This window comes from Pseudomonas sp. 9_2_1, assembly GCF_059295275.1.
In genome coordinates, this window is record NZ_CM181239.1 from 3,660,875 (window position 1) to 3,679,699 (window position 18,825).

At 62.5% G+C, this 18,825-nt stretch carries 22 protein-coding genes; 14 read left to right on the top strand and 8 right to left on the bottom strand.

The genetic code is table 11. The features are described from left to right. Nucleotides 1–13 precede the first annotated feature (13 nt). Nucleotides 14–1,561: an AMP-binding protein gene (locus AC5O5I_RS16490; RefSeq protein WP_172286782.1), complete on the bottom strand. Its 1,548-nt coding sequence runs from the start codon at nt 1,559–1,561 to the stop codon at nt 14–16. Between the two features lie 264 nt (nt 1,562–1,825). Between AC5O5I_RS16490 and AC5O5I_RS16495 the strand changes: the two genes are divergently transcribed. From AC5O5I_RS16495 to AC5O5I_RS16520, 6 genes are read left to right on the top strand one after another with little or no spacing between them, the layout of a single operon-like run. After that, nucleotides 1,826–2,248, top strand: a complete 423-nt coding sequence (locus tag AC5O5I_RS16495) for a nuclear transport factor 2 family protein (protein WP_172221422.1) — start codon at nt 1,826–1,828, stop codon at nt 2,246–2,248. Continuing rightward, the gene (locus tag AC5O5I_RS16500) at nt 2,245–2,997 is read left to right on the top strand and encodes an SDR family NAD(P)-dependent oxidoreductase (RefSeq protein WP_172221425.1); all 753 of its coding nucleotides are present in this window, start codon (nt 2,245–2,247) and stop codon (nt 2,995–2,997) included. Before AC5O5I_RS16495 ends, AC5O5I_RS16500 begins: the two co-directional genes overlap by 4 nt. A 6-nt stretch (nt 2,998–3,003) precedes the next feature. After that, nucleotides 3,004–4,251: an NAD(P)/FAD-dependent oxidoreductase gene (locus AC5O5I_RS16505; protein WP_172221428.1), complete on the top strand. Its 1,248-nt coding sequence runs from the start codon at nt 3,004–3,006 to the stop codon at nt 4,249–4,251. Continuing rightward, a complete protein-coding gene (locus AC5O5I_RS16510; RefSeq protein WP_172286780.1) occupies nt 4,248–5,057 on the top strand; it encodes a DUF1365 domain-containing protein in 810 nt (269 codons plus the stop codon). The genes AC5O5I_RS16505 and AC5O5I_RS16510 overlap by 4 nt, the downstream gene beginning before the upstream one ends. Next, the gene (locus tag AC5O5I_RS16515; RefSeq protein ID WP_172221434.1) at nt 5,032–6,291 is read left to right on the top strand and encodes an SAM-dependent methyltransferase; all 1,260 of its coding nucleotides are present in this window, start codon (nt 5,032–5,034) and stop codon (nt 6,289–6,291) included. The genes AC5O5I_RS16510 and AC5O5I_RS16515 overlap by 26 nt, the downstream gene beginning before the upstream one ends. Further along, entirely contained in the window at nt 6,291–6,782 is a 492-nt protein-coding gene (locus AC5O5I_RS16520; RefSeq protein WP_372242418.1) for a DUF2878 domain-containing protein, read from the top strand. The genes AC5O5I_RS16515 and AC5O5I_RS16520 overlap by 1 nt, the downstream gene beginning before the upstream one ends. Here AC5O5I_RS16520 and AC5O5I_RS16525 read toward each other — a convergent pair. Genes AC5O5I_RS16525 through AC5O5I_RS16535 form a run of 3 tightly spaced genes read right to left on the bottom strand, consistent with a single transcriptional unit; the run spans nt 6,720 to nt 8,000 of the window. Further along, complete coding sequence (locus AC5O5I_RS16525) at nt 6,720–6,902, bottom strand: DUF2256 domain-containing protein (protein WP_494511172.1); 183 nt, start codon at nt 6,900–6,902, stop codon at nt 6,720–6,722. The genes AC5O5I_RS16520 and AC5O5I_RS16525 overlap by 63 nt on opposite strands. Before the next feature lie 13 nt (nt 6,903–6,915). Next, nucleotides 6,916–7,461, bottom strand: coding sequence for a DUF3833 domain-containing protein (locus AC5O5I_RS16530; protein ID WP_494511173.1), 546 nt, complete (start codon nt 7,459–7,461; stop codon nt 6,916–6,918). Between the two features lie 2 nt (nt 7,462–7,463). Beyond that, nucleotides 7,464–8,000, bottom strand: a complete 537-nt coding sequence (locus AC5O5I_RS16535; RefSeq protein WP_372242858.1) for a chalcone isomerase family protein — start codon at nt 7,998–8,000, stop codon at nt 7,464–7,466. Nucleotides 8,001–8,512: 512 nt separating this feature from the next. Here AC5O5I_RS16535 and AC5O5I_RS16540 point away from each other — a divergent pair. Further along, nucleotides 8,513–9,205, top strand: a complete 693-nt coding sequence (locus AC5O5I_RS16540) for a DUF421 domain-containing protein (RefSeq protein ID WP_494511174.1) — start codon at nt 8,513–8,515, stop codon at nt 9,203–9,205. Between the two features lie 8 nt (nt 9,206–9,213). Here AC5O5I_RS16540 and cynR read toward each other — a convergent pair whose 3' ends face one another. Continuing rightward, complete coding sequence (gene cynR, locus AC5O5I_RS16545; RefSeq protein WP_172232901.1) at nt 9,214–10,104, bottom strand: transcriptional regulator CynR; 891 nt, start codon at nt 10,102–10,104, stop codon at nt 9,214–9,216. A gap of 110 nt (nt 10,105–10,214) precedes the next feature. Between cynR and AC5O5I_RS16550 the strand changes: the two genes are divergently transcribed. The 4 genes from AC5O5I_RS16550 to AC5O5I_RS16565 all read left to right on the top strand — a co-directional run bounded on the left by AC5O5I_RS16550 (nt 10,215) and on the right by AC5O5I_RS16565 (nt 12,998). Continuing rightward, on the top strand, nt 10,215–10,874 hold the full coding sequence (locus AC5O5I_RS16550) for a carbonic anhydrase (RefSeq protein WP_172232904.1): 660 nt from the start codon (nt 10,215–10,217) through the stop codon (nt 10,872–10,874). 29 nt (nt 10,875–10,903) lie between these two features. Continuing rightward, on the top strand, nt 10,904–11,374 hold the full coding sequence (cynS, locus tag AC5O5I_RS16555) for a cyanase (RefSeq protein ID WP_172285642.1): 471 nt from the start codon (nt 10,904–10,906) through the stop codon (nt 11,372–11,374). A 111-nt stretch (nt 11,375–11,485) separates the two neighbouring features. Continuing rightward, on the top strand, nt 11,486–11,740 hold the full coding sequence (locus tag AC5O5I_RS16560) for a DUF2790 domain-containing protein (protein ID WP_172231383.1): 255 nt from the start codon (nt 11,486–11,488) through the stop codon (nt 11,738–11,740). A 34-nt stretch (nt 11,741–11,774) separates the two neighbouring features. Then, a complete protein-coding gene (locus AC5O5I_RS16565; protein WP_494511175.1) occupies nt 11,775–12,998 on the top strand; it encodes an amidohydrolase family protein in 1,224 nt (407 codons plus the stop codon). Between the two features lie 172 nt (nt 12,999–13,170). Here the strand turns inward: AC5O5I_RS16565 and AC5O5I_RS16570 are convergent, their stop codons facing one another. Next, nucleotides 13,171–14,721, bottom strand: a complete 1,551-nt coding sequence (locus AC5O5I_RS16570; RefSeq protein WP_494512769.1) for a sensor histidine kinase — start codon at nt 14,719–14,721, stop codon at nt 13,171–13,173. Nucleotides 14,722–14,903: 182 nt separating this feature from the next. Here AC5O5I_RS16570 and AC5O5I_RS16575 point away from each other — a divergent pair, with 182 nt between their 5' ends. After that, a complete protein-coding gene (locus AC5O5I_RS16575; protein WP_494511176.1) occupies nt 14,904–15,281 on the top strand; it encodes a response regulator in 378 nt (125 codons plus the stop codon). A 7-nt stretch (nt 15,282–15,288) separates the two neighbouring features. On the opposite strand, the gene AC5O5I_RS16580 is transcribed toward AC5O5I_RS16575, so the two are convergent. Both AC5O5I_RS16580 and AC5O5I_RS16585 read right to left on the bottom strand, forming a co-directional pair. After that, nucleotides 15,289–16,632 carry a cation:proton antiporter gene (locus AC5O5I_RS16580; RefSeq protein WP_172285645.1) on the bottom strand — a complete coding sequence of 448 codons (1,344 nt, stop codon included), beginning with the start codon at nt 16,630–16,632 and terminating at the stop codon, nt 15,289–15,291. Between the two features lie 173 nt (nt 16,633–16,805). Then, nucleotides 16,806–16,991, bottom strand: a complete 186-nt coding sequence (locus AC5O5I_RS16585) for a hypothetical protein (RefSeq protein ID WP_172222015.1) — start codon at nt 16,989–16,991, stop codon at nt 16,806–16,808. Nucleotides 16,992–17,168: 177 nt separating this feature from the next. Between AC5O5I_RS16585 and AC5O5I_RS16590 the strand changes: the two genes are divergently transcribed. Continuing rightward, complete coding sequence (locus AC5O5I_RS16590) at nt 17,169–17,633, top strand: Lrp/AsnC family transcriptional regulator (RefSeq protein WP_172222012.1); 465 nt, start codon at nt 17,169–17,171, stop codon at nt 17,631–17,633. Between the two features lie 485 nt (nt 17,634–18,118). Further along, entirely contained in the window at nt 18,119–18,814 is a 696-nt protein-coding gene (locus AC5O5I_RS16595) for a type 1 glutamine amidotransferase domain-containing protein (RefSeq protein ID WP_172222009.1), read from the top strand. Nucleotides 18,815–18,825: the final 11 nt, after the last annotated feature.

Here is an 18,825-nt window from a genome sequence, read left to right on the forward strand (position 1 = left end):
TGATGCTCCCTGGTCAGATACGACGTTCGCTGTGTTGCCAGTAGGTGTCCCGGACCAGGCGGCGCACCACCTTGCCATTGGGGTTTTTCGGCAGTTCGCTGACAAAGTCGACGCCGCGCGGCTTCTTGAAACCGGCCAGCGCACGGCCGCAGCGCTCGATCAGCTCGGCGGCCTCCAGTTGCGCCCCGGGCTTGAGCACGACCACCGCGCGCACCGCTTCGCCCCACTGCGCGTCGGGCACGCCGACCACCGCCACCTCGAACACTTCGGGGAAGCCGTAGATCACCTGCTCCACTTCGCTGGGGTACACGTTGAAACCGCCGGAGATGATCATTTCCTTCTTGCGATCGACGATGAACACATACCCCTGGGCATCCACCGTCGCCAGGTCGCCGGTAAGGTAATAACCGTCGCGCATCACTTCGGCGGTGAGCGCCGGGGCGCGCCAGTAGCCCTGCATCACGTCCGGGCCCTTGACCACGATCTCGCCGACTTCACCCGGAGCCACATCCTCGAACGCCTCGTTGACCACCCGCAGGTCGGTCTCGAAGTAGCACCGCCCGCAGGAGGCCAGGCGTTGATAATCGCCGTCTTCCACCAAGTGGTCCTGCTCGGTCAGGACGGTGACCAGCGAACAGGTTTCACCGGCGCCGTAACCTTGCGCGAGAATCGGCCCGAACAGTTCGATGGCTTTTTTCACCAGGGCCGGTGCCATCGGCGCGGCGCCGTACATGACCAGCTTCAGGCTCGACAGGTCGAAGCGTTCGACGCCGGGGTAATTGACCAGGCGGTTGATCATCGCCGGCACCAGGAACAGCCGCGTCACCCGTTCGCGCTGAATGGTCTCCAGCAACAGGCGGTCGTCATAGCGGTCGAGCAGCAGGTTGCAGGCGCCCACCGCCAGCAGCGGCATGATCTGCATACCGCTGGCATGGGTGATGGGCCCCACGTGGGCCATGACGTCGCCCGGCCCGGAGCGCCGTGTAGGGCTGGCAATGCTCTTGCGCACCAGCGCCTTGCGGTTGCCGAACGACAGCATCGCAGCCTTGAGCACCCCAGAGCTGCCGGAGGTGTAATGCAGCACGGCCAGCGCATCGTCGGCCGGGTCCAGGCCCAGCGGTGCCTCACTGCCGCGCTCAAGCAACGCGGCATAACCCAGGTCACCCCCCTCGCCTTCCAGCACGATCAGCTGGCGCAGCAGCGGCAACTCTCTACGCCGCGCTGCCAGCGCCTGGGCAAAACTGGCATCGGTGATCAGTGCAACGCTGCAGGAGTCTTCCAGCACCCGCACCACTTCATCCACTGACAGCCGCGCATTGATCGGCACCTTGACCATTGCCGCCTTGTACAGCGCCACTTCCGCTTCGACCAGCTCCACGCGGTTGGCGGCGAGAATGGCCACATGCTCGCCGACACCCACGCCCAGCGTACCCAGCGCTGAGGCCAAGCGGTTGCTACGGCGCTCCAGCTGGGCGTATGTGACGCGTGTCTGGCTGTCCGCCACGGCGATGTGGTCCGGCCAGTAGCGGGCACTTCGGGTAATGATCGTTCCAAGGTTCACGTTGTTGTTCTCGTCGACAGGAAGACATCGACGATGCTAATCAGCTGTGCGCGTGCAGATGAAATACAAGATTCAGATGTGGGCCATAACTTTATTGGCTGGCGTAAGGCCCAGACGTGCAGGGGCTGGCGATCGGTTAGGGTATGGAAGTCATTATGAAACAAAATAACTGTACAAGATTTTTGACTTGTACAGGTTTCAGCTTAGGCTTCAGGTATACCTGTACAACCACTCCAGGCTGTACAGGCGTGCCAGGAGCCGCCCATGTCAGCCTTTCTGCCGCAGTTCGCCGAGCGCTTTGCCCGCCTTGACGGGAAAAGTCTGGATGGTTTGCAAGCCCTGTACAGCGAAGATGTGTGCTTTCGCGACCCCTTGCACCAGATCGAAGGGCTCCAGGCGCTAAGGGCATACTTTGCCCAGCTTTACGCCAACGCACAGGATATCCACTACACCTTCCTCGATGCGGACGAAGTGGCGCCCGGGCGAGGCTACCTGCGCTGGGTCCTGCAGTTCCGCCACCCGCGCCTTGCCGGGGGCCGCACCGTCAGCCTGCAAGGCTGCAGCTACCTGCAATGGCGTGAGCGTGTATTCCTGCATCAGGACTATTTCGACGCCGGCGCCCTGCTCTACGAGCACATACCGGTGATGGGCAGCGCCATCCGCTGGCTCAAGGGTCGCCTGGCATGAGCCGCTGCTGGCTGACCGGCGCGAGCAGTGGCATCGGCGCTGCTTTGGCGCAATGCCTACTCGAACAGGGTCACCAACTGGCACTGGGCGGGCGCGACGCCGAACGCCTGGCGCCGTTGACCGAGCGCTTCCCCGAGCAGACGCTGCTGGCTGTCGGCGACCTTGACGACCCGGACCAGGTGGCCGCTATCGCGGCGCACATCGGGCAGGCATGGGGCGCACTGGATATGGTCGTGCTCAACGCTGGCACGTGCGAGTACCTGGAACCGGGCCACTTCGACCCGGCCTTGGTCGAACGGGTAATGCGCACCAACGTCCTCGCCCTCAGCCATTGCCTCGCGGCCGCCTTGCCCTTGCTGCGCGCTGGTCGGCAACCACAGCTGGTGGTGATGGGCAGCTCGGTCAGCTGGCTGGCCTTGCCTCGCGCCGGCGCTTATGGCGCGTCCAAGGCTGCCGTGCGCTATCTGGTGGAATCCCTGCGGATCGACCTGGCCCACGAAGGCATCGCCACCACGTTGGTCAGCCCCGGCTTCGTCGACACGCCCCTGACCCGCCGCAACGACTTCCCCATGCCGCAACTGTGGACGGCGCCGCGCGCCGCCAGGTACATCGCACGGCGCCTGCCCCGGCGCCCCCTGGAAATCAACTTTCCCGGCCTTTTCACTTTTGCCTTGCGCCTGCTTGGGGCTTTGCCGGCGCGCCTGCGCCTGGCCCTGGGGCAGCGCCTGGCCCGCCACGAACAGGACTGACTGACCATGCGTATCGCCATCATCGGCAGCGGCATCGCCGGCCTGACCTGCGCCTACCTGCTGTCGCGCAAGCACGCGGTGACGGTGTTCGAAGCCGAGCAGCGGGTTGGCGGCCACACCCACACGGTGGATGTGTCGTGGGGTGGGCAGCAGTATGCCGTCGACACCGGTTTCATCGTTTTCAACGACTGGACCTACCCCAACTTCATCCGCCTGCTGGGCCAACTCGGGGTAGCTTCGCGGCCCACAGAGATGAGTTTTTCGGTGCATGAGCCGCGCAGCGGCCTGGAATACAACGGCCACAGCCTGAATACCTTGTTCGCCCAACGCAGCAACCTGATGTCGCCGGGGTTCTGGGGCATGCTGCGCGACATCCTGCGCTTCAACCGGCAGGCGCCGGCAGACCTTGACGCCCGCCGCATCGACCCTGGCACCACGCTCGGCGCCTATCTCGAAACCCATGGCTACCGGCAACGCTTCATCGAACATTACATCGTGCCGATGGGCTCGGCGATCTGGTCGATGTCCTGCGCCGACATGCTCGCCTTCCCGCTGCGTTTCTTCGTCACGTTCTGCCGCAACCATGGTTTGCTGTCGGTGGATGAGCGCCCGCAGTGGCGGGTTATCGAGGGCGGCTCGCGCAGTTATGTCGGGCCGCTTTGCCAGCCGTTCGCCAGCAGCATTCGCCTTGGCTGCAAGGTACAGCGGGTTAGCCGCGACGAAGCGGGGGTGGCACTGTTCAGCGCCGCTGGCAGCGAACGTTTCGACAAGGTCGTGTTCGCCTGCCACAGCGACCAGGCCCTGAGCCTGCTCGAGGCCCCCAGCGCCGAGGAGCAAGCAGTACTGGGCGCGATCCGCTATGCCGAGAACGACGTCGTGCTGCATACAGACACGCGTCTGCTGCCGCGCCGCCGACAGGCCTGGGCCAGTTGGAACTACCGCCTTGGCGGCAACGCCCAGGCCCCGGCTGCCGTCACCTACAACATGAACATCCTGCAGGGCCTGCAGGCCCCGGCGACCTTCTGCGTCAGCCTGAACCAGACCGCGCTGGTAGACCCGGCACAGATTCTCGCCCGTTTTCGCTACGCCCACCCGCAGTACAGCGTGGCCGCCGCCGAGGCGCAATCGCGGCAGCCCCGCCTGCAGGGGCAGGCGCACAGTTATTTCTGTGGCGCCTACTGGGGCAACGGCTTTCACGAAGACGGCGTGGTCAGCGCCCTGCAGGTGGCCAGCCACTTCGGGGAGCAGCTGTGAACAGCGCCCTGTGCCTGGGCTGGGTCAGCCATCGGCGCCTGACGCCGCGGCCCCACACGTTTCGCTACCGGGTGGGCATGTTCGAGCTGGACCTGGACGAGCAAAGTCATTGGCTGGGCCTGTCACCCTGGCTGCGGCGCTGGCGCCTGGCGCCGCTGAGCTGGCGCGAGACCGACTACCTGCCGAGCCTGACCGGCCAAGGCATGCCACTGGCCCAGGCCGCACGCGTGCTGGTCGGCAGGGCCACTGGCCATATCCCCAGCGGGCCGGTGCGCCTGCTGTCGCAGCTGCGTTGCTGGGGCCTGTCGTTCAACCCGGTGAGCTTCTACTTCTGCCATGACGCCGATGGGCAGTTGGCGGCGATCCTGCTGGAGGTGCGCAACACACCGTGGCGCGAACGCTTTCACTATGTGCTGCCGGTGCACGGCGACCTGACGAGTTCGTTCCACATGGCCAAGGCCTTTCACGTCTCGCCGTTCATGCCGGTGGCGATGGACTATCGCCTGCGATTCCACCTCGATCCGGCACACCTGCGCATCCACATGCAGAACTGGCAGGCCGGCCACAAGGTCTTCGAAGCCGACCTGGCCCTGCGCCGTGCACCGCTCGATCGGCGCGCCGTACATGGTTACATCCTGGCCTTCCCGTGGATGAGCCTGCGCACGGTCTCGGCCATCTACTGGCAGGCCCTGCGCCTGCTGCTCAAACGTACCCCCATCCATGAACATGCCAAGCACACGGGCGACCTGGCGCTTGGCCAACCCTGCGAGGAACCTGACCATGTCCGACCCGACCCTGAGCGTTAGCAAGTCCGCAGGCCTGGGGCCCTGGCTCGGCGGGCTCGCGCGCGGCGCCGTGCTGGCCCTGTTGGGCAAGCTGCGCCATGGCCACTTGCGCCTGCTCAGCCACGGCCAGCAATGGAGCTTCGGTGATGCCGACAGCCCCTTGCAGGCCGAGCTGGAGGTGCTCGATGACGCCGCCTGGGGGCTGATTGCCGGCAATGGTTCGATCGGCGCTGGCGAGGCCTACATTCATGGTTACTGGCGCAGCCCGGACCTGGCGCTGGTGACGCGCCTGTTCGTCGCCAACCTGGAGGTCCTCGATGCCCTTGAAGGCGGCTTGGCGCGCCTTGGGCGCCCGGCCCTGCGCCTGCTGCACCGGCTCAACCGCAACAGCCGGCGCGGCGCGCGGCGCAATATCCTGGCCCACTACGACCTGGGCAATGCCCTGTTCGAGCAGCTGCTCGATCGCACCATGATGTATTCCGCCGCGCAGTTCGAGCACCCTGCACAATCCCTGGAGCAGGCGCAGCTGAACAAGCTGCAGCGCGTCTGCGAAAAGCTCGAGCTTGGTCCCGACGACCACCTGCTGGAAATCGGCTGTGGCTGGGGCAGCCTGGCCATCCACGCAGCCACCCAGCACGGTTGCCGGGTCACGACTACCACGCTGTCCGAGGCGCAATACACCTATACCCGGCGGCGGGTGCAGGACTTGGGGCTGGAACGGCGCGTGACAGTGCTGCGCGACGACTATCGCGACCTGCGCGGCAGCTACGACAAGCTGGTGTCCATCGAGATGATCGAGGCCGTGGGCCACCGCTACCTGCCCGCCTACTTCCGCCAATGCGCCGCCTTGCTCAAGCCCGACGGGCTGATGCTGCTGCAGGCGATCACCATTCGTGACCAGCGCTACGCTCAGGCCCGCCGCTCGGTGGACTTCATCCAGCGGTATATCTTCCCTGGCGGAGCGCTGCCTTCGCTGAGCGTGATGCTCGATACCGCCAGCCGGCAGACGTCGCTGAACCTGGTGCACCTCGAGGACTTCGGCGTGGACTACGCGCGCACCCTGGGGCACTGGCGCGATAACCTGCGCCAGGCCCGCCCAGCCCTGGCTGACCTGGGTTATGACGATGCGTTCCAGCGGCTATGGGAGTTCTACCTGTGTTACTGCCAGGGCGGCTTCGAGGAGCGTGCCATTGGTGTGGCCCAGTTGCTGTGGGCTGCCCCCCAGGCCCGTCGCGCGCCGTTGCCGGCAGCGTGATCAGCCGGGGCCGCTGGCAGCTGGTCAACGCCTTGTGGTTGCAGGCCGGCTGGTGGTTGTGCGTGCTCGGGGCACAGCACCCATTGCTGTTGTGGCTGGTGCCGCTCGGCATCTTCGTGCACCTGCGCCTGTGCCCCGCCCCTTGGGCCGAGGCCAAGGCGTTGTGCCGGGCCACACTGGCCGGCTGCATGCTGGACAGCCTGCTGGGTGCGTTCGGGGTGTTCACCTACACAGCCTGGCCACTGCCGCTGTGGCTGGCACTGCTGTGGCTGGTGCTGGCCAGCGGCCTGCGTCACAGCCTGGCCTGGGCTGGCCGTCGGTTCTGGTCAGGGGCATTACTGGGCGGGATTGGCGGCCCACTGGCCTACCTGGCCGGCGCGCGGCTGGCCGATGTCGCCCTCCCCCTAGGGCCGCTGGTCACCGCCCTGCTACTGGCCCCGGTCTGGGCCCTCGCCTTCCCGTTGCTGCTGCGACTTGCCGCGCGGCCGTGAGCGGCGGCAGCGTTCGGAGCAGTAACGCACCTGCTTCCAACACCGCGCCCAGCGCTTTCGCCACGTGAACGGGCGGCCACAGCCCACGCACAACTTGCTCGGCAACAGCTGTTTTTTCACGGTGCGAGGGTGCTCAATCGCATGCTGCACCCGCTGGCAGGCGGCGGAAGAACAGCGTTATCTGGCCGACCTCCACGCCCAGCTTGCGCATGCTGGTGCGGTTGATCAGGGTGTCGTCATCCATCAGGTACATCCAGTCGTCCATGTCCACCTGCCAGTGCCGCCCGTCGACCGGGAGGTCCAGCTGGTAGCGCCAGCGCAGCGCATTGCCCGCCATCTCGCCACGGGCTTCACCGATCACGTCGCCGGCAGTGCCACGCCAGTGCCCGGGCCGCTCCGGTGTCAACGTCCAGACCCGGCGCTGGCGTTCACCGTCGCTGTAGACGAAGCGCTCGTCGAGGATCAGCCGCTCGCCCTCGCGGTGGCTGGCAATGCACACGTGAAAACGCTTTGCCACCTCGCCGGAACGCTTCTGGAACATGCCCCAGGCCTGCACCGGCCGCGAGAAAAAGGCCGCCAGATCAAGCTTTGGTTGCTGGCTGGCGTAGTCCTCGACACTGACGTTGCCGCAGCTGCCCAGCAGCAGGCAGGTCAACAGCAGCACCATCTTGTTCTTCATAGTCAGGCTCCTGGGTCTGCGGCCTGGCCGAGCAGGCGCAGGCGTAGTTGAGGGTCGCGGGCGCGCGGGTCAAGCCAGATAGCGAAAAACGCCTTGCAGAAAACCGGGTCGCGCACCTCCCCCGTGAGCTTTCCATCCACGTAGAAACGGCAACCTGCACGGGGCAGGTACAAGCCGACGATGCGCATGCCGGGGTGCACATCCGGGAACGCCGCTTCCAGTGCCCTGGCCCCGTTGGCAAGTTGCGTTGGCGTCACGCTGCCGTCGTTCAGGCGGCGCATCTCTTTGACGCTGGCCTGTACAAGGTTGTCCCGTGACAATGCGCGGTGGTACAGCAACTCCAGGGCAAATGGCCGCCCCCAGTCCTGCCCATGACCGTCAGTCCACAGCCGCGCGGTGTAAACCCGAAAGCCGAACCAGGTGAAGTCGCCACGGCCCAGCACCTGGGCCGAAGGCAGCGCAGCGCGCCAGTCGCCTGCGAGCAGCGGTGCGGCAGCCAACAGCGCAAACAGGCCGGCCCAGCGGAGCATGCGCGGCATGGGATCCACCCTTCATTGAGAATACTTGTACAAGAATAGACGTTTGTAGAGTTATTCTCGGGCAACTGCACATTATCAAGCAGCGAGGGCGCGCCCGCTCCCACAGGGGTACGCGGAGCGCCCAGCATTAGTTCTCTGCGCGACAGCGCAGCCCAATGGGCTCGGCAATCTCCTACAAGGCTGCTGCGGTCACTGCATAAGCGGGTTTATCCCCTGCCCGCTCAAACCCAGGCAGGGTCTGAAAAGTGTTGGTCGATGGTGGCCAGGCCCAAATCTGACCCTGCGACCTTGGCGCTGCGCCCGTCAGATCAAGCCTTCGGCCTCAAGGGTCTTGTGCACCGCCGGACGACTGGCGACGCGTTTCTGAAACGCTGCCACCGCTGGCCCCACCAAGACCCGGTTGCACGCAAGCTGCCCGCCGTCGCTGATCCAACAGCGGCGAACAGCTGGAACTCCGCAACGGTGAAAGGGTCGACCTGTACATCCAGGCTGGCAAATGACGGGAACAACCCATGGTCTCCTTCGACTTGCAACGGATGCTGTTGGGCGAACTTCCCCTGACCTTCCTCCTCGAAGTTGCCTGTCGTGTTCTTGCCGCCTTCCTCGCGGTTTTTCTCTTTTTGAAATCCAGCGGCCGTCGGGGCATCAAACAACTGTCGCGCTTTGAACTCGTGGTCATTCTGACGCTGGGTTCTGCTGCAGGGGATGTAACCTTTTACGAAGATGTGCCGCTGTTGCCGGTGGCGTTGGTGTTCCTCACGCTGCTACTGCTGTATCGGGGCACTGTCTACCTCATGACACGCAGCAAGGCGTGCGAAGCGTGGATCGACGGTTTGCCGATCACGGTGGTCAAGGATGGCATGTACGAAATCCATTCCCTGCGCAACATGAACATCTCGTCGAACGAGTTGTTCATGGAGCTACGCCAGCGAGGCGTCGAGCATCTGGGCCAGGTTCGCCTTGGCCTGCTGGAAACAGATGGCGACCTGAGCCTGTACTTCTACGATGGCCAGGACACCCGAGCGGGGCTGTCAGTGCTTCCGGCCGAGCATCGGCCCGAATACGTCAAACTACCCGCTGCCGGGGTGTATTGCTGCGTAAGCTGTGGCTACCCGGTCTACCTCGATGCAGAGGGTTCTGTCGCGTGTACCCGGTGCGGGCATGACGTGTGGTCTCCGGCGCTGGAAACGCTGCGCGGCCGGTAGCAGGTGCTTCATCTGCTTTGCAGCTGGGCGGCGATATCTGTCGCCAGTTCGATAAAGGCCCGAGCGGCTGATGTCTGGTAGGCCCCCTTGCGCTGCATCAACACCGCAGTACGCTGCAGCCGCTGCGGGCCGAGCTCGAGGGCAAACAGGCCTTCGTGCGCACGTGCGATGGTGGCAGGCAACAACGTCGAGAGCGTCGTCCTGCGGACCACTTCGATGACAGCACCAATCACATTGGCCTCCATGCGCACACGTGGGGTAATGCCGTGCTGGCGGCAGTAGCGGTCGATCTGCTCGCGGGTGGCAAACTCCGCACTGAGCAGGATCAGCGATTCGCCGCTCAGGGCATCGGGGTCGATAGCATGCTGCCCCGCCAGCGGGTGGTTGCCCCCGACCACCAGGGCGAGTGCTTCTACCAGCAGCGGCAGGGTGTCGATGTCCTCCGCGTGCCCGTCATCGAACGCGATGCCCACATCAAGCTCGTCGGCCAGCAGCTGCGCCTGCATCTGTTCCTGGGCGATTTCCCGCAGGTTCAGCGTGATATTCGGATATCGGCTGTAGAACGCCTCGACCACCGGCCCGACCAGGTAGGTGGTGAACGTTGGGGTTATCGCAACCCTGAGTGAACCCCGGCTCAGATCGCCCACGTCATGGATCGCCCGCTTGCCTTCTTCCAGCTCCTGCGAGGCCCGGCGCGCATAGCGCAAATAGACTTCCCCGGCGTCCGTCAGGCGCGTGGTACGCCCCGATCGGTCAAATAGCTGCGCCCCGAGGCTTTCCTCCAGTTGCCGGACCTGCTGCGACAGGGCGGGTTGGGAGACGTGCAGCGCTGCAGCCGCCTTGGTGAAGCTGTGGTGTTGCGCCACCGCGAGGAAGTACTTGATGTGTCGAGCAAGCATGCCACTACCCATAAGATTATCCGATGAGCAGCATCATAATTGAGACTTTTACCTTATGTAAGCAGCGCCGTAACCTCTGCTCCATCGCATCGCGACCCAGAGGAATCACCATGAAAGACATCATCGACGGTTTTCTGAAGTTTCAACGCAACGCCTTTCCGGAACGCGCCAACCTGTTCAAGGGCCTGGCCAACCAGCAAAGCCCACGGGCGCTGTTCATCTCCTGCTCCGACAGCCGGCTGGTGCCGGAACTGGTCACGCAGCGCGAGCCGGGCGACCTGTTCGTCATTCGCAACGCCGGCAACATCGTGCCGCCCTACGGCCCTGAGCCAGGGGGCGTATCAGCCTCGGTCGAGTACGCCGTCGCTGCCCTGCAGGTCTCCGACATCGTGATCTGTGGGCACTCCGATTGCGGCGCCATGACCGCCATTGCCACCTGCAAGTGCCTGGATCACATGCCCGCAGTAGCCGGCTGGTTGCGCTACGCCGACTCGGCTCGGGTAGTGAATGAAGCACGTGAGCACAAGGACCATCACAGCCGTGTCGACGCCATGGTCCGCGAGAACGTGATCGCCCAGCTGGTCAACCTGCGCACCCACCCCTCGGTACGTTTGGCCCTTGAAGAGGGCCGCATCGCCCTGCATGGCTGGGTCTATGACATCGAGAGCGGCCGTATGGATGCGTTCGACATCAACACCGGCAAGTTCGCCCCGCTGGTGGATAACCCCGGTGCACGCGCCGCCCCCTATCAACTGAAGCAATCTGCCTGAACCCGTTTTTTACCCTAGGAGACAACACCATGATCCAGTCGCAAACCAGCCAACATTCGCGCCTTGCCCTGACCGAAGTCATTCTCTTGGCCAAAGCCCGCAAAGACCTGTCGTTCGCCCAGATCACCGAGGGCACCGGCCTCTCCGAAGCGTTCGTCACCGCAGCGCTGCTGGGCCAGCACCCACTGCCCAAGCCTGCCGCCAGCGTGGTGGGCGAAACACTCGGCCTGGATGCGGATGCCGTGGCACTGCTGCAGACCGTGCCGATGCGCGGCAGCATCGAGAACGGCGTGCCGACCGACCCGACCGTTTACCGTTTCTACGAGATGCTGCAAGTGTACGGCACCACGCTGAAGGCGCTGGTCCACGAGAAGTTCGGTGACGGCATCATCAGTGCCATCAACTTCAAGCTGGATATCAAGAAAGTCGAAGATCCGGAAGGCGGATCTCGCGCGGTGATTACCCTGGATGGCAAGTACCTGCCGACCAAGCCGTTCTAACGCCTCAAGTGTCCCGGCGTCTGCATACGGCGCCGGGCCATCAAGCGCCACTGTATCCCTGTCGATGCGAAAAGTGCCTGGCAGGACGAACACGTGAACAGGAATTTGAAAATGAAAGCTTTGTTGTTGGTAGTGCTCAGTAGCCTGTGCGCTGCGGCATCAGGCGCAGAACCGCTGCCCAGCGATGACGTGCAGGTGGAACAGTACAGCTACTCGCAAGCCCTGGATATCGCAAGAGTCATATCGATCAGCCAATTGCCCGAGGTTTGCGAGGTAGTGCCCGCACGCATGACCTACGAAGACTCCAATGGCCGCAGGCATATTCTCGAGTACCGGGCCATGGGCAATGGTTGCTCCAACGGTTGATCGTCAACAGGACTCAAGCTGAGGAGCACATGTAATGGATCTGATCTTTCGCAATGTCCGCATCACCGACGGACAGCCAACCATGGATGTCGCCATAGACAAGGGCAAGATCGCCTGCATTTCCCCAGCCATCACCCTGCCTGCGAAGCAGGAAGTCCAGGGTAACGGAAATGTACTGATGCCGGCCTTCGTCGAAGGGCACCTGCATCTGGAAAAAGCCCATGTCATGCAGCGCAAGGCCAATCGCTCCGGCACCCTGAAGGAAGCGATAGCGGTCACGGCCGAACTCAAGCCCACGCTGACCCAGGAAGATATTTTCGAGCGCTCGACTCAAGTACTGCGGTCACTCGTGCAGGCCGGCACCACCCATGTACGCGCGCACGCCGAATTTGACCCGACGCAAGGCTTTACCGGGTTTGACGTTGTGCTGGAGCTGCGTAAAAAGTTTCGTGAAGTGATTGATATACAGGTCGTGGCCTTTCCCCAGGAAGGGATACTGAAGCTACCGGGCATGCAGCAGATGATGGTCACGGCCATGGAAAAAGGCGCCGATGTCGTCGGCGGCATCCCCTACAACGACAGTTCGCCGCACGAGCACATCGACCATGTGTTCAACCTTGCCAGGCAGTTCGGCAAGGATATTGATTTTCACCAGGATTTTGCCGATTCCGCAGATAACATGAGTATTGAATATCTCGCACGCAAAACCCTCAAGGAAGGCTACCAGGGCCGCGTCTGTGTAGGTCACCTGACCAGCCTGGGCGCCGTGGCACCGGAACGGCGGGCCGACATTATCAGCCTGATCCGCGATGCGGGAATCAGCGTGATGTGCTTGCCGGCCACCGACTTGCACCTCGGCGCCCGGGGCGACAGCCATAACGTGCGCCGCTCGCTTGCGCCGGTGCGTGCGTTGCGTGACGGCGGCGTGAATGTGTGCCTGGCCACGAACAATATACGCAACGCGTTCACCCCGTACGGCACAGGCGACTTGCTGAATATTGCCCAATTGGCGCTACCTGCCTGCCACTTGGGTGGAGCAGATGACCAGGCCACGGTACTCCCCATGCTCACGACCAACCCCGCAAGAGCCCTTGGGCTGAAAAACTATGGGCTGGCACCGGGCAATGACGCAGATCTGATACTCGTGGATACCCGGTCGGTCGCCGATGTCATCCTTGACCTGCCCGCCCGGCTAATGGTGCTCAAGCGGGGGAAAATAGTCGCAAGCTCGACTTGGCACCGTTCGATAGCTTTTTGATGGACGCATAAGAGATCCTGACATCGGAGGCAAGGCCTGTAGCAACCCTACTACCATACAGACGACAACCTCTGAGTGCCCGAGATGCCTGGATAACACGCATTCGGGTGCCCCCGATGGCAAATCGACCATCGAAACAGGCCGCTTTCAGCGCCAACCGACGGGTATCACCTCAAAGCTTGAAACGCACGTGGATACAGCTTTTGCCTTCATGCCGGTCCACGGTTACCGCTGCACTGCCATACCCCGAATAACTCTTCACCAGGCGCATGCCAAGGCCCGTGCCTGTCGGTTTCGGGTAGGTAGCTGGGAACCCCTCACCTTCGTCCATGACGGTCAGCAGCGCGTGATCGCCCGCGTGCTCTACGAGGACCTCGACGGTGCCCTTGCCATATTTCAACGCGTTGGTGATGAGTTCGGAAATCACCAGGCCCAGCGGAGCGATCCTCTCCGGGGGCAGGATAAAGTTGTCTGCTTGCAGCACGATCTTGCGCTCGGCCAGCGCTTTGCCCAGGTCAACCAGCAAGGCATGCAGATAGTCCGAGGCCAGCACCTGCTGTTCTTCGGCATTCTGGTACAGTCGCTCATGAACGCTGGCGATGGTAACCACGCGCCCTGCTGCCGTTTCCAGTTGCAGCCTCACCGCTTCATCGGTAGTCAGGTTGGCTTGCAGCAACAGCAGCGTGTTCACCAGGTGAAGGCTGTTCTTGACCCGATGGTGGATTTCCTCCAGGTAAAGCTCGCTTCTGCTTTGCCGGCTGTTCTGCACCTCGATCAACGACAGCAGTTCAGCCTCGTAACGGTGGCGCTCGGTGATGTCCCGCGACACCGCAATGAGTTTTTCGATCTCGCCATCCGCGCCCACAATCGGCGCCACCGTCACATCCCACCATTTCGGCTCATCTGGTGCAGTCGGACCGTACGCCTCGAACCGTGCGGTATCGCCGGTTGCCACTTTGGCCAGGGCTTCCGACACCAACGGCCTTGACGCCTCAGGCCAGAGATCGGGCCAACGCTGGCCTTGCACGTCTGCCGTTGAGGCCAGGTGCAGGAACGTCAGGCCGGCCTCGTTCATGAACTCGATCTCGCCACTGGCCGAGAGAATCTTCACGCAGTCGGGACTTGCGTTGAGTATGGTCTCCGAATAGGGGTCGGGCCGCGGCGCCTCGACGCCAGCCGTTATGCGTTCGACCGCCATGGAGATGACGTTGGATATGCCTTCCAGGAATACCAAGTCGCTCTCGACGAAGTCGTCGCCATTGCTGCTGTCCGCCTCAAGTACGCCAAAGGGACTGAGTGCGCCGCGGATCGGAACGTTGATGGCGCGCTCGATCCCGTATTTCTTCAACAGCTCAGGAGTGCGAAAGCGGTCTTCCGTGCCCAGATGGTTGGACAGTACCGGCCGGTAAGTGGCCAGTGCATATCCCGCCGGGCTGGCCACGTCCCAGCCGACCGTGGCACGCCCTATGTCGGATTGGTCCCAGCCCACACCGTGCGACAACACAAATGCTTCGCCGTCCGGCAGCGGCTGCAGCACCTTCGCGAAGCGAGTCTTCATGCCTTCGGCCACCACCACGCACGCTTGGGTCAGCAACGCGTCGAGGTCCGCAGCCTTGAGGGACATCACGGCGAAGTCGACCACCAGTTCATGTTGGCGGTGGAGCCGCTCATGCGACCGTTTCAAAGCCGCGCGGATCGTTTCGTCCGGTGGAAGCTGCTGCATAGTCTTTTCGTCCAGATATTCATTGGCACCCGTTGTGCCCTTGACGCGCCAATCAAAGCGCTTCGCTTCTCGCCCAGCAACGATAGCTGTTTTCAAGGCTCACGCGTATACCGCCACTCATCGGGCAGGGGCAACGATGAAATATGCGCGTGCCCTAACGCTTATGAGAAGCGGGTAATCCTATGCGCGGCCACATCCTGATAGTAGAAGACGACGATCTGCTCAGAGACCTCACTGCCGAGAGCCTCACGTCACTGTACGCCCAGCAGGTCACAGTCTGCGCAAATGCAGACGAGGCGTTATGTTTGTTGTCAGAGGGCCTGCATGCCGCACTGGTTTTTACCGATATCCACATGCCTGGCGCGCTGGACGGTCTGGATCTGGCACGGGAGATCTGGACAAGATGGCCGGAAGTGCCCGTGATATTGACCTCGGGCCACGCCGTTGTGCCAGTGAATGCGCTCCCGGCAAATGCAGTGTTCCTGCCCAAGCCATGGACCATTGCAGACCTTGCACAGCTGATCAGCAAATTGCTCCCTGATCGAGACCGCTTGGGTTGATCCAGGCCTATTCATCTTTTGGGTTGCTCGACTTGTAACGCGCAAGAATCGGCTGCACCGTCAACCCATGCACAAGGATGCTGAGCGCCACGGCGGACAACACCAGGTTGGTAACCTGGGGCGCCGCTGCGGGTAGCAGCCCATGGTTGATCGCGTAGAACAAGTAGTAGAAGCTGCCTATTCCGCGAATCCCGAACCACCCCAGCAGCCCGCGCTGCGCCAGGCTTGCACCCGTGCGCCATGGCACCAGCATGACGGCTGCCGGGCGAATGATCAAAAACAGCGCCCCGGCGACGATCAACGCCCGCCAGTCCCAGTGCTCCAGCAATACCACGCCTAGCAGGGTAACCAGGAACACTTCCATCGCCCGCTCGACCAGGCTGCCGAAGGCAAGCATGTCCCCCAGCATGATCCCTGCAGCAATTTGCGAATCTTCCAGTGCCTGCACGTCACCCTTGACGGCATGCTCGGGTGCGACGTGCTGATGGCCAACCACGGGCTGAACCAGATGCTCTGCCGGTTCGTTTGGCGTTGCAGACGAATGCACTTCTGCTTGCCGTAGCCCCAGGCCCGCTGCAAAAACCGCCAGGAATCCATACCCGTGGATGATCTCCGACACCACATAGGCCAGGGCAATAAGGGCGAGCGCCAGGTAATCGTTTGGCGAAACCGTACTGTCTTCATGCTGGATTCGCAGGTACAAGGTCAGTTTGCCCAAGCCCCGGCCCATCCAGTACCCGCATGCGATGCCAGCCACGACAGCCCAGGCGACATCCTTGATCAGCCAGCCGCCCAGCCATTGCGCAGGGTCTGTTGCCTGCATCAGTAGCAGGCCGAGGATGACAAACGGGAATGCCACCCCATCGTTGAGCCCCGCTTCCCCCGAAAGGCTGAACCGGACAGGGTCGTAATCCTGGGCATCAGCGACTTGCACAAGTGTCGCAAGTACCGGATCGGTGGGGGCGAGAATGGCGCCGACCAGCACCGACATGCCCCAGCCGAGGTGCAGGCCGAAATGGGCGACCAGGCTGACCCCGACGATACAGATGACCATGACCGGGCCAGCCAGGAAAAACGCTGTCCACCATCTGCGGCTGCGCAATGGCAGGCGCAGTTTGAGCCCGCTTACGAATAGCGAGAACAACACTGCCACTTCCGTCAGGTGCTCCATCCAGCCACTGGCCTGGGCGATGTCCAGGTGCAGAAGGCTCACGCCGGACGGGCCCAGGCCGATGCCCAGGGCCAGACAGACGACAGACGTCGTGACGGGTATCCAGCGCAGGTACGAAGAAGACAGCGCGAGCAGGAGCAGTACCGCACCGAGCATGGCGAACCATACGATGAACGTCATCTGGGCGACCGTCCTGGGGGAGTATTTGTATGTTTGTTCGACGCTCTCTGGGGGGTGGCGTTCCGTCGGGAATGGGGGTAACGAGGATTGCATCAGCGCTGACAGGCGCGACAAATGCTGCGGCAAGCCCCTATAAGCCCTGACGCGCCCCCAACGCATCCAGCACCCGCCTCTCACCTCAATTCATAAGGGCTGCCCATCAAAGTAGTACCGCGCTCCCGAAGCCCTTCCATGGCAGTAATCCGGGCAATCTCCACACCCTGACGCACAATCACCACCTCGGTCCCATAAATAACCTGTTCAAGAATGAACTCGAGGCTGGTTTGTGCTTCCGGCATTTCGTACTTGACCTGTTGCATGGCATTTCCTTTTGAAGCCCAGTCGACGCGGCCACGTGCATTGCATAGCTGGCCGTGCCCTGACCTGTCGTGGTTTCGGGAGTGACGTTTATTGTCTATGCCATCTCGCAAAAAGTGCTTTCGAATCGTTCGGGATTGCGCCTAGAATTCAGCAATATTTTTCGAGAAACACCGAATATGCAAAAAAATAACCTGGATGACATGGACCGCAGGATTCTTCAGGTGCTGAGCCGCGATGGCCGTGCCAGCCTGCAGGAAATCGGCAAGCAGGTCGGCCTGTCGTCAAGCCCGTGCTGGCAACGCATAAAACGAATGGAAGAAGCCGGCATCATCCAGGGCTACCAGGCACGTATCGACATGGCCGGGCTCGGCTATGGCGAGGGCTTGATCGTGATGGTGACCCTGGACCAGCACGGTGACGAAGTGCTGCACAAGTTCGAGAAGGCGCTAGCGGAAATACCCGAGGTGATCGAGGCGTACCTGGTGTCGGGTGAATACGATTACTTCCTGCGCCTGGCAGTACGCGATACGCGTGACTACGAGCGCCTGCTGCGAGAGAAGCTCTACAAGATCCCGGGCTTGCGCCATTCGGTATCGTGCTTTGTCCTGCGCCAGCTCAAGGCGGCCAGCGTGCCGGTGTGAAGAAGCAGGCTGCCGAAGAGGACGACTGGCGCCCGCGGCTCAAATCGCCAATATGGCCTGGGACTGGTCAATTGAGGGTATCGATCCCTGGTCAGACCGGGTTGCCAGCCACTGGCGCATACGCTCGGTATCGAAAATCTGCCCCTCTTCCATCATCACCAGGATGAGCGCTTGAGACATTCGGTAACATCCGCACCGGGAACAGCGCCGCTCTTCCCAACCACTGGGGCATTCGACAGTTTCAGCCTGTCCCGCGCAAATCAGACAACTCATGCAGCCCCCTTTATTCTTTTCGGTGGAGGGTGGGTGGGAAGTGACCGGCAGGGTATGCCTGTCGCAGCACATACAGCTATTTCCGTGCCAACTCCTGATTGATTTTCGCGAGCACGCCGAAATCGGCATGGAACGGTTGCGGCGCGCTGCCCTCCGACAATAATGCAGGGCGCGTCGCGCACTGCCCATTCACATCCAGAGGACAGCCTTGCATGAAAAAGATCCTGATGGTGCTCACGTCTCACGATCAACTGGGTAATACCGGCAAGAAAACCGGCTTCTGGCTGGAAGAATTCGCCGCCCCCTATTACGTGTTCATCGACGCCAACGCCGATGTCACACTCGCGTCCCCCAAAGGCGGCCAGCCGCCACTGGACCCTAAAAGCGATGAAGCCGATGCCCAGACCGATGCTACCCGGCGCTTCGCCAGCGATACCGAAGGGCAGATGGCCCTGGCCGACACCGTACCACTGGGGGAAATCGACCCGTACGACTTCGATGCCGTGTTCTATCCAGGAGGTCATGGGCCATTGTGGGACCTAGCAGAGGACAACGACTCCAAAGCCTTGCTGGAGGCGTTTTATGCCTCCAACAAGCCGATCGCCGCGGTATGCCACGCGCCGGGCGTGTTCAAGCACGTCAAGGCGCCGGACGGCCACCCGGTGGTCAAAGGCAAGCGGGTAACCGGCTTTGCCAACAGTGAAGAAGACGCTGTCGGGCTGACCGACGTGGTGCCCTTCCTGGTGGAAGACATGCTCAAGGACCATGGTGGTGAATATTCCAAGGCCGCAGACTGGGCGAGTCATGTGGTCGAGGATGGCCACCTGATCACCGGCCAGAACCCTGCCTCCTCTGAAGCGGTAGCTCAGGCGCTGCTGAAGCGCTTGTCGCAGGAAACAGGCGCCTGACCCATTTGCCC

Coding starts and splice junctions, on each gene's coding strand:
- cynS (WP_172285642.1), top strand. CDS start 10,904: ATGATCCAGTCGCAAACCAGCCAACATTCGCGCCTTGCCCTGACCGAA.
- AC5O5I_RS16575 (WP_494511176.1), top strand. CDS start 14,904: ATGCGCGGCCACATCCTGATAGTAGAAGACGACGATCTGCTCAGAGAC.
- AC5O5I_RS16565 (WP_494511175.1), top strand. CDS start 11,775: ATGGATCTGATCTTTCGCAATGTCCGCATCACCGACGGACAGCCAACC.
- AC5O5I_RS16570 (WP_494512769.1), bottom strand. CDS start 14,721: ATGCAGCAGCTTCCACCGGACGAAACGATCCGCGCGGCTTTGAAACGG.
- AC5O5I_RS16540 (WP_494511174.1), top strand. CDS start 8,513: ATGGTCTCCTTCGACTTGCAACGGATGCTGTTGGGCGAACTTCCCCTG.
- cynR (WP_172232901.1), bottom strand. CDS start 10,104: ATGCTTGCTCGACACATCAAGTACTTCCTCGCGGTGGCGCAACACCAC.
- AC5O5I_RS16495 (WP_172221422.1), top strand. CDS start 1,826: ATGTCAGCCTTTCTGCCGCAGTTCGCCGAGCGCTTTGCCCGCCTTGAC.
- AC5O5I_RS16550 (WP_172232904.1), top strand. CDS start 10,215: ATGAAAGACATCATCGACGGTTTTCTGAAGTTTCAACGCAACGCCTTT.
- AC5O5I_RS16585 (WP_172222015.1), bottom strand. CDS start 16,991: ATGCAACAGGTCAAGTACGAAATGCCGGAAGCACAAACCAGCCTCGAG.
- AC5O5I_RS16535 (WP_372242858.1), bottom strand. CDS start 8,000: ATGCCGCGCATGCTCCGCTGGGCCGGCCTGTTTGCGCTGTTGGCTGCC.
- AC5O5I_RS16595 (WP_172222009.1), top strand. CDS start 18,119: ATGAAAAAGATCCTGATGGTGCTCACGTCTCACGATCAACTGGGTAAT.
- AC5O5I_RS16515 (WP_172221434.1), top strand. CDS start 5,032: ATGTCCGACCCGACCCTGAGCGTTAGCAAGTCCGCAGGCCTGGGGCCC.
- AC5O5I_RS16505 (WP_172221428.1), top strand. CDS start 3,004: ATGCGTATCGCCATCATCGGCAGCGGCATCGCCGGCCTGACCTGCGCC.
- AC5O5I_RS16560 (WP_172231383.1), top strand. CDS start 11,486: ATGAAAGCTTTGTTGTTGGTAGTGCTCAGTAGCCTGTGCGCTGCGGCA.
- AC5O5I_RS16530 (WP_494511173.1), bottom strand. CDS start 7,461: ATGAAGAACAAGATGGTGCTGCTGTTGACCTGCCTGCTGCTGGGCAGC.
- AC5O5I_RS16590 (WP_172222012.1), top strand. CDS start 17,169: ATGCAAAAAAATAACCTGGATGACATGGACCGCAGGATTCTTCAGGTG.
- AC5O5I_RS16580 (WP_172285645.1), bottom strand. CDS start 16,632: ATGACGTTCATCGTATGGTTCGCCATGCTCGGTGCGGTACTGCTCCTG.
- AC5O5I_RS16500 (WP_172221425.1), top strand. CDS start 2,245: ATGAGCCGCTGCTGGCTGACCGGCGCGAGCAGTGGCATCGGCGCTGCT.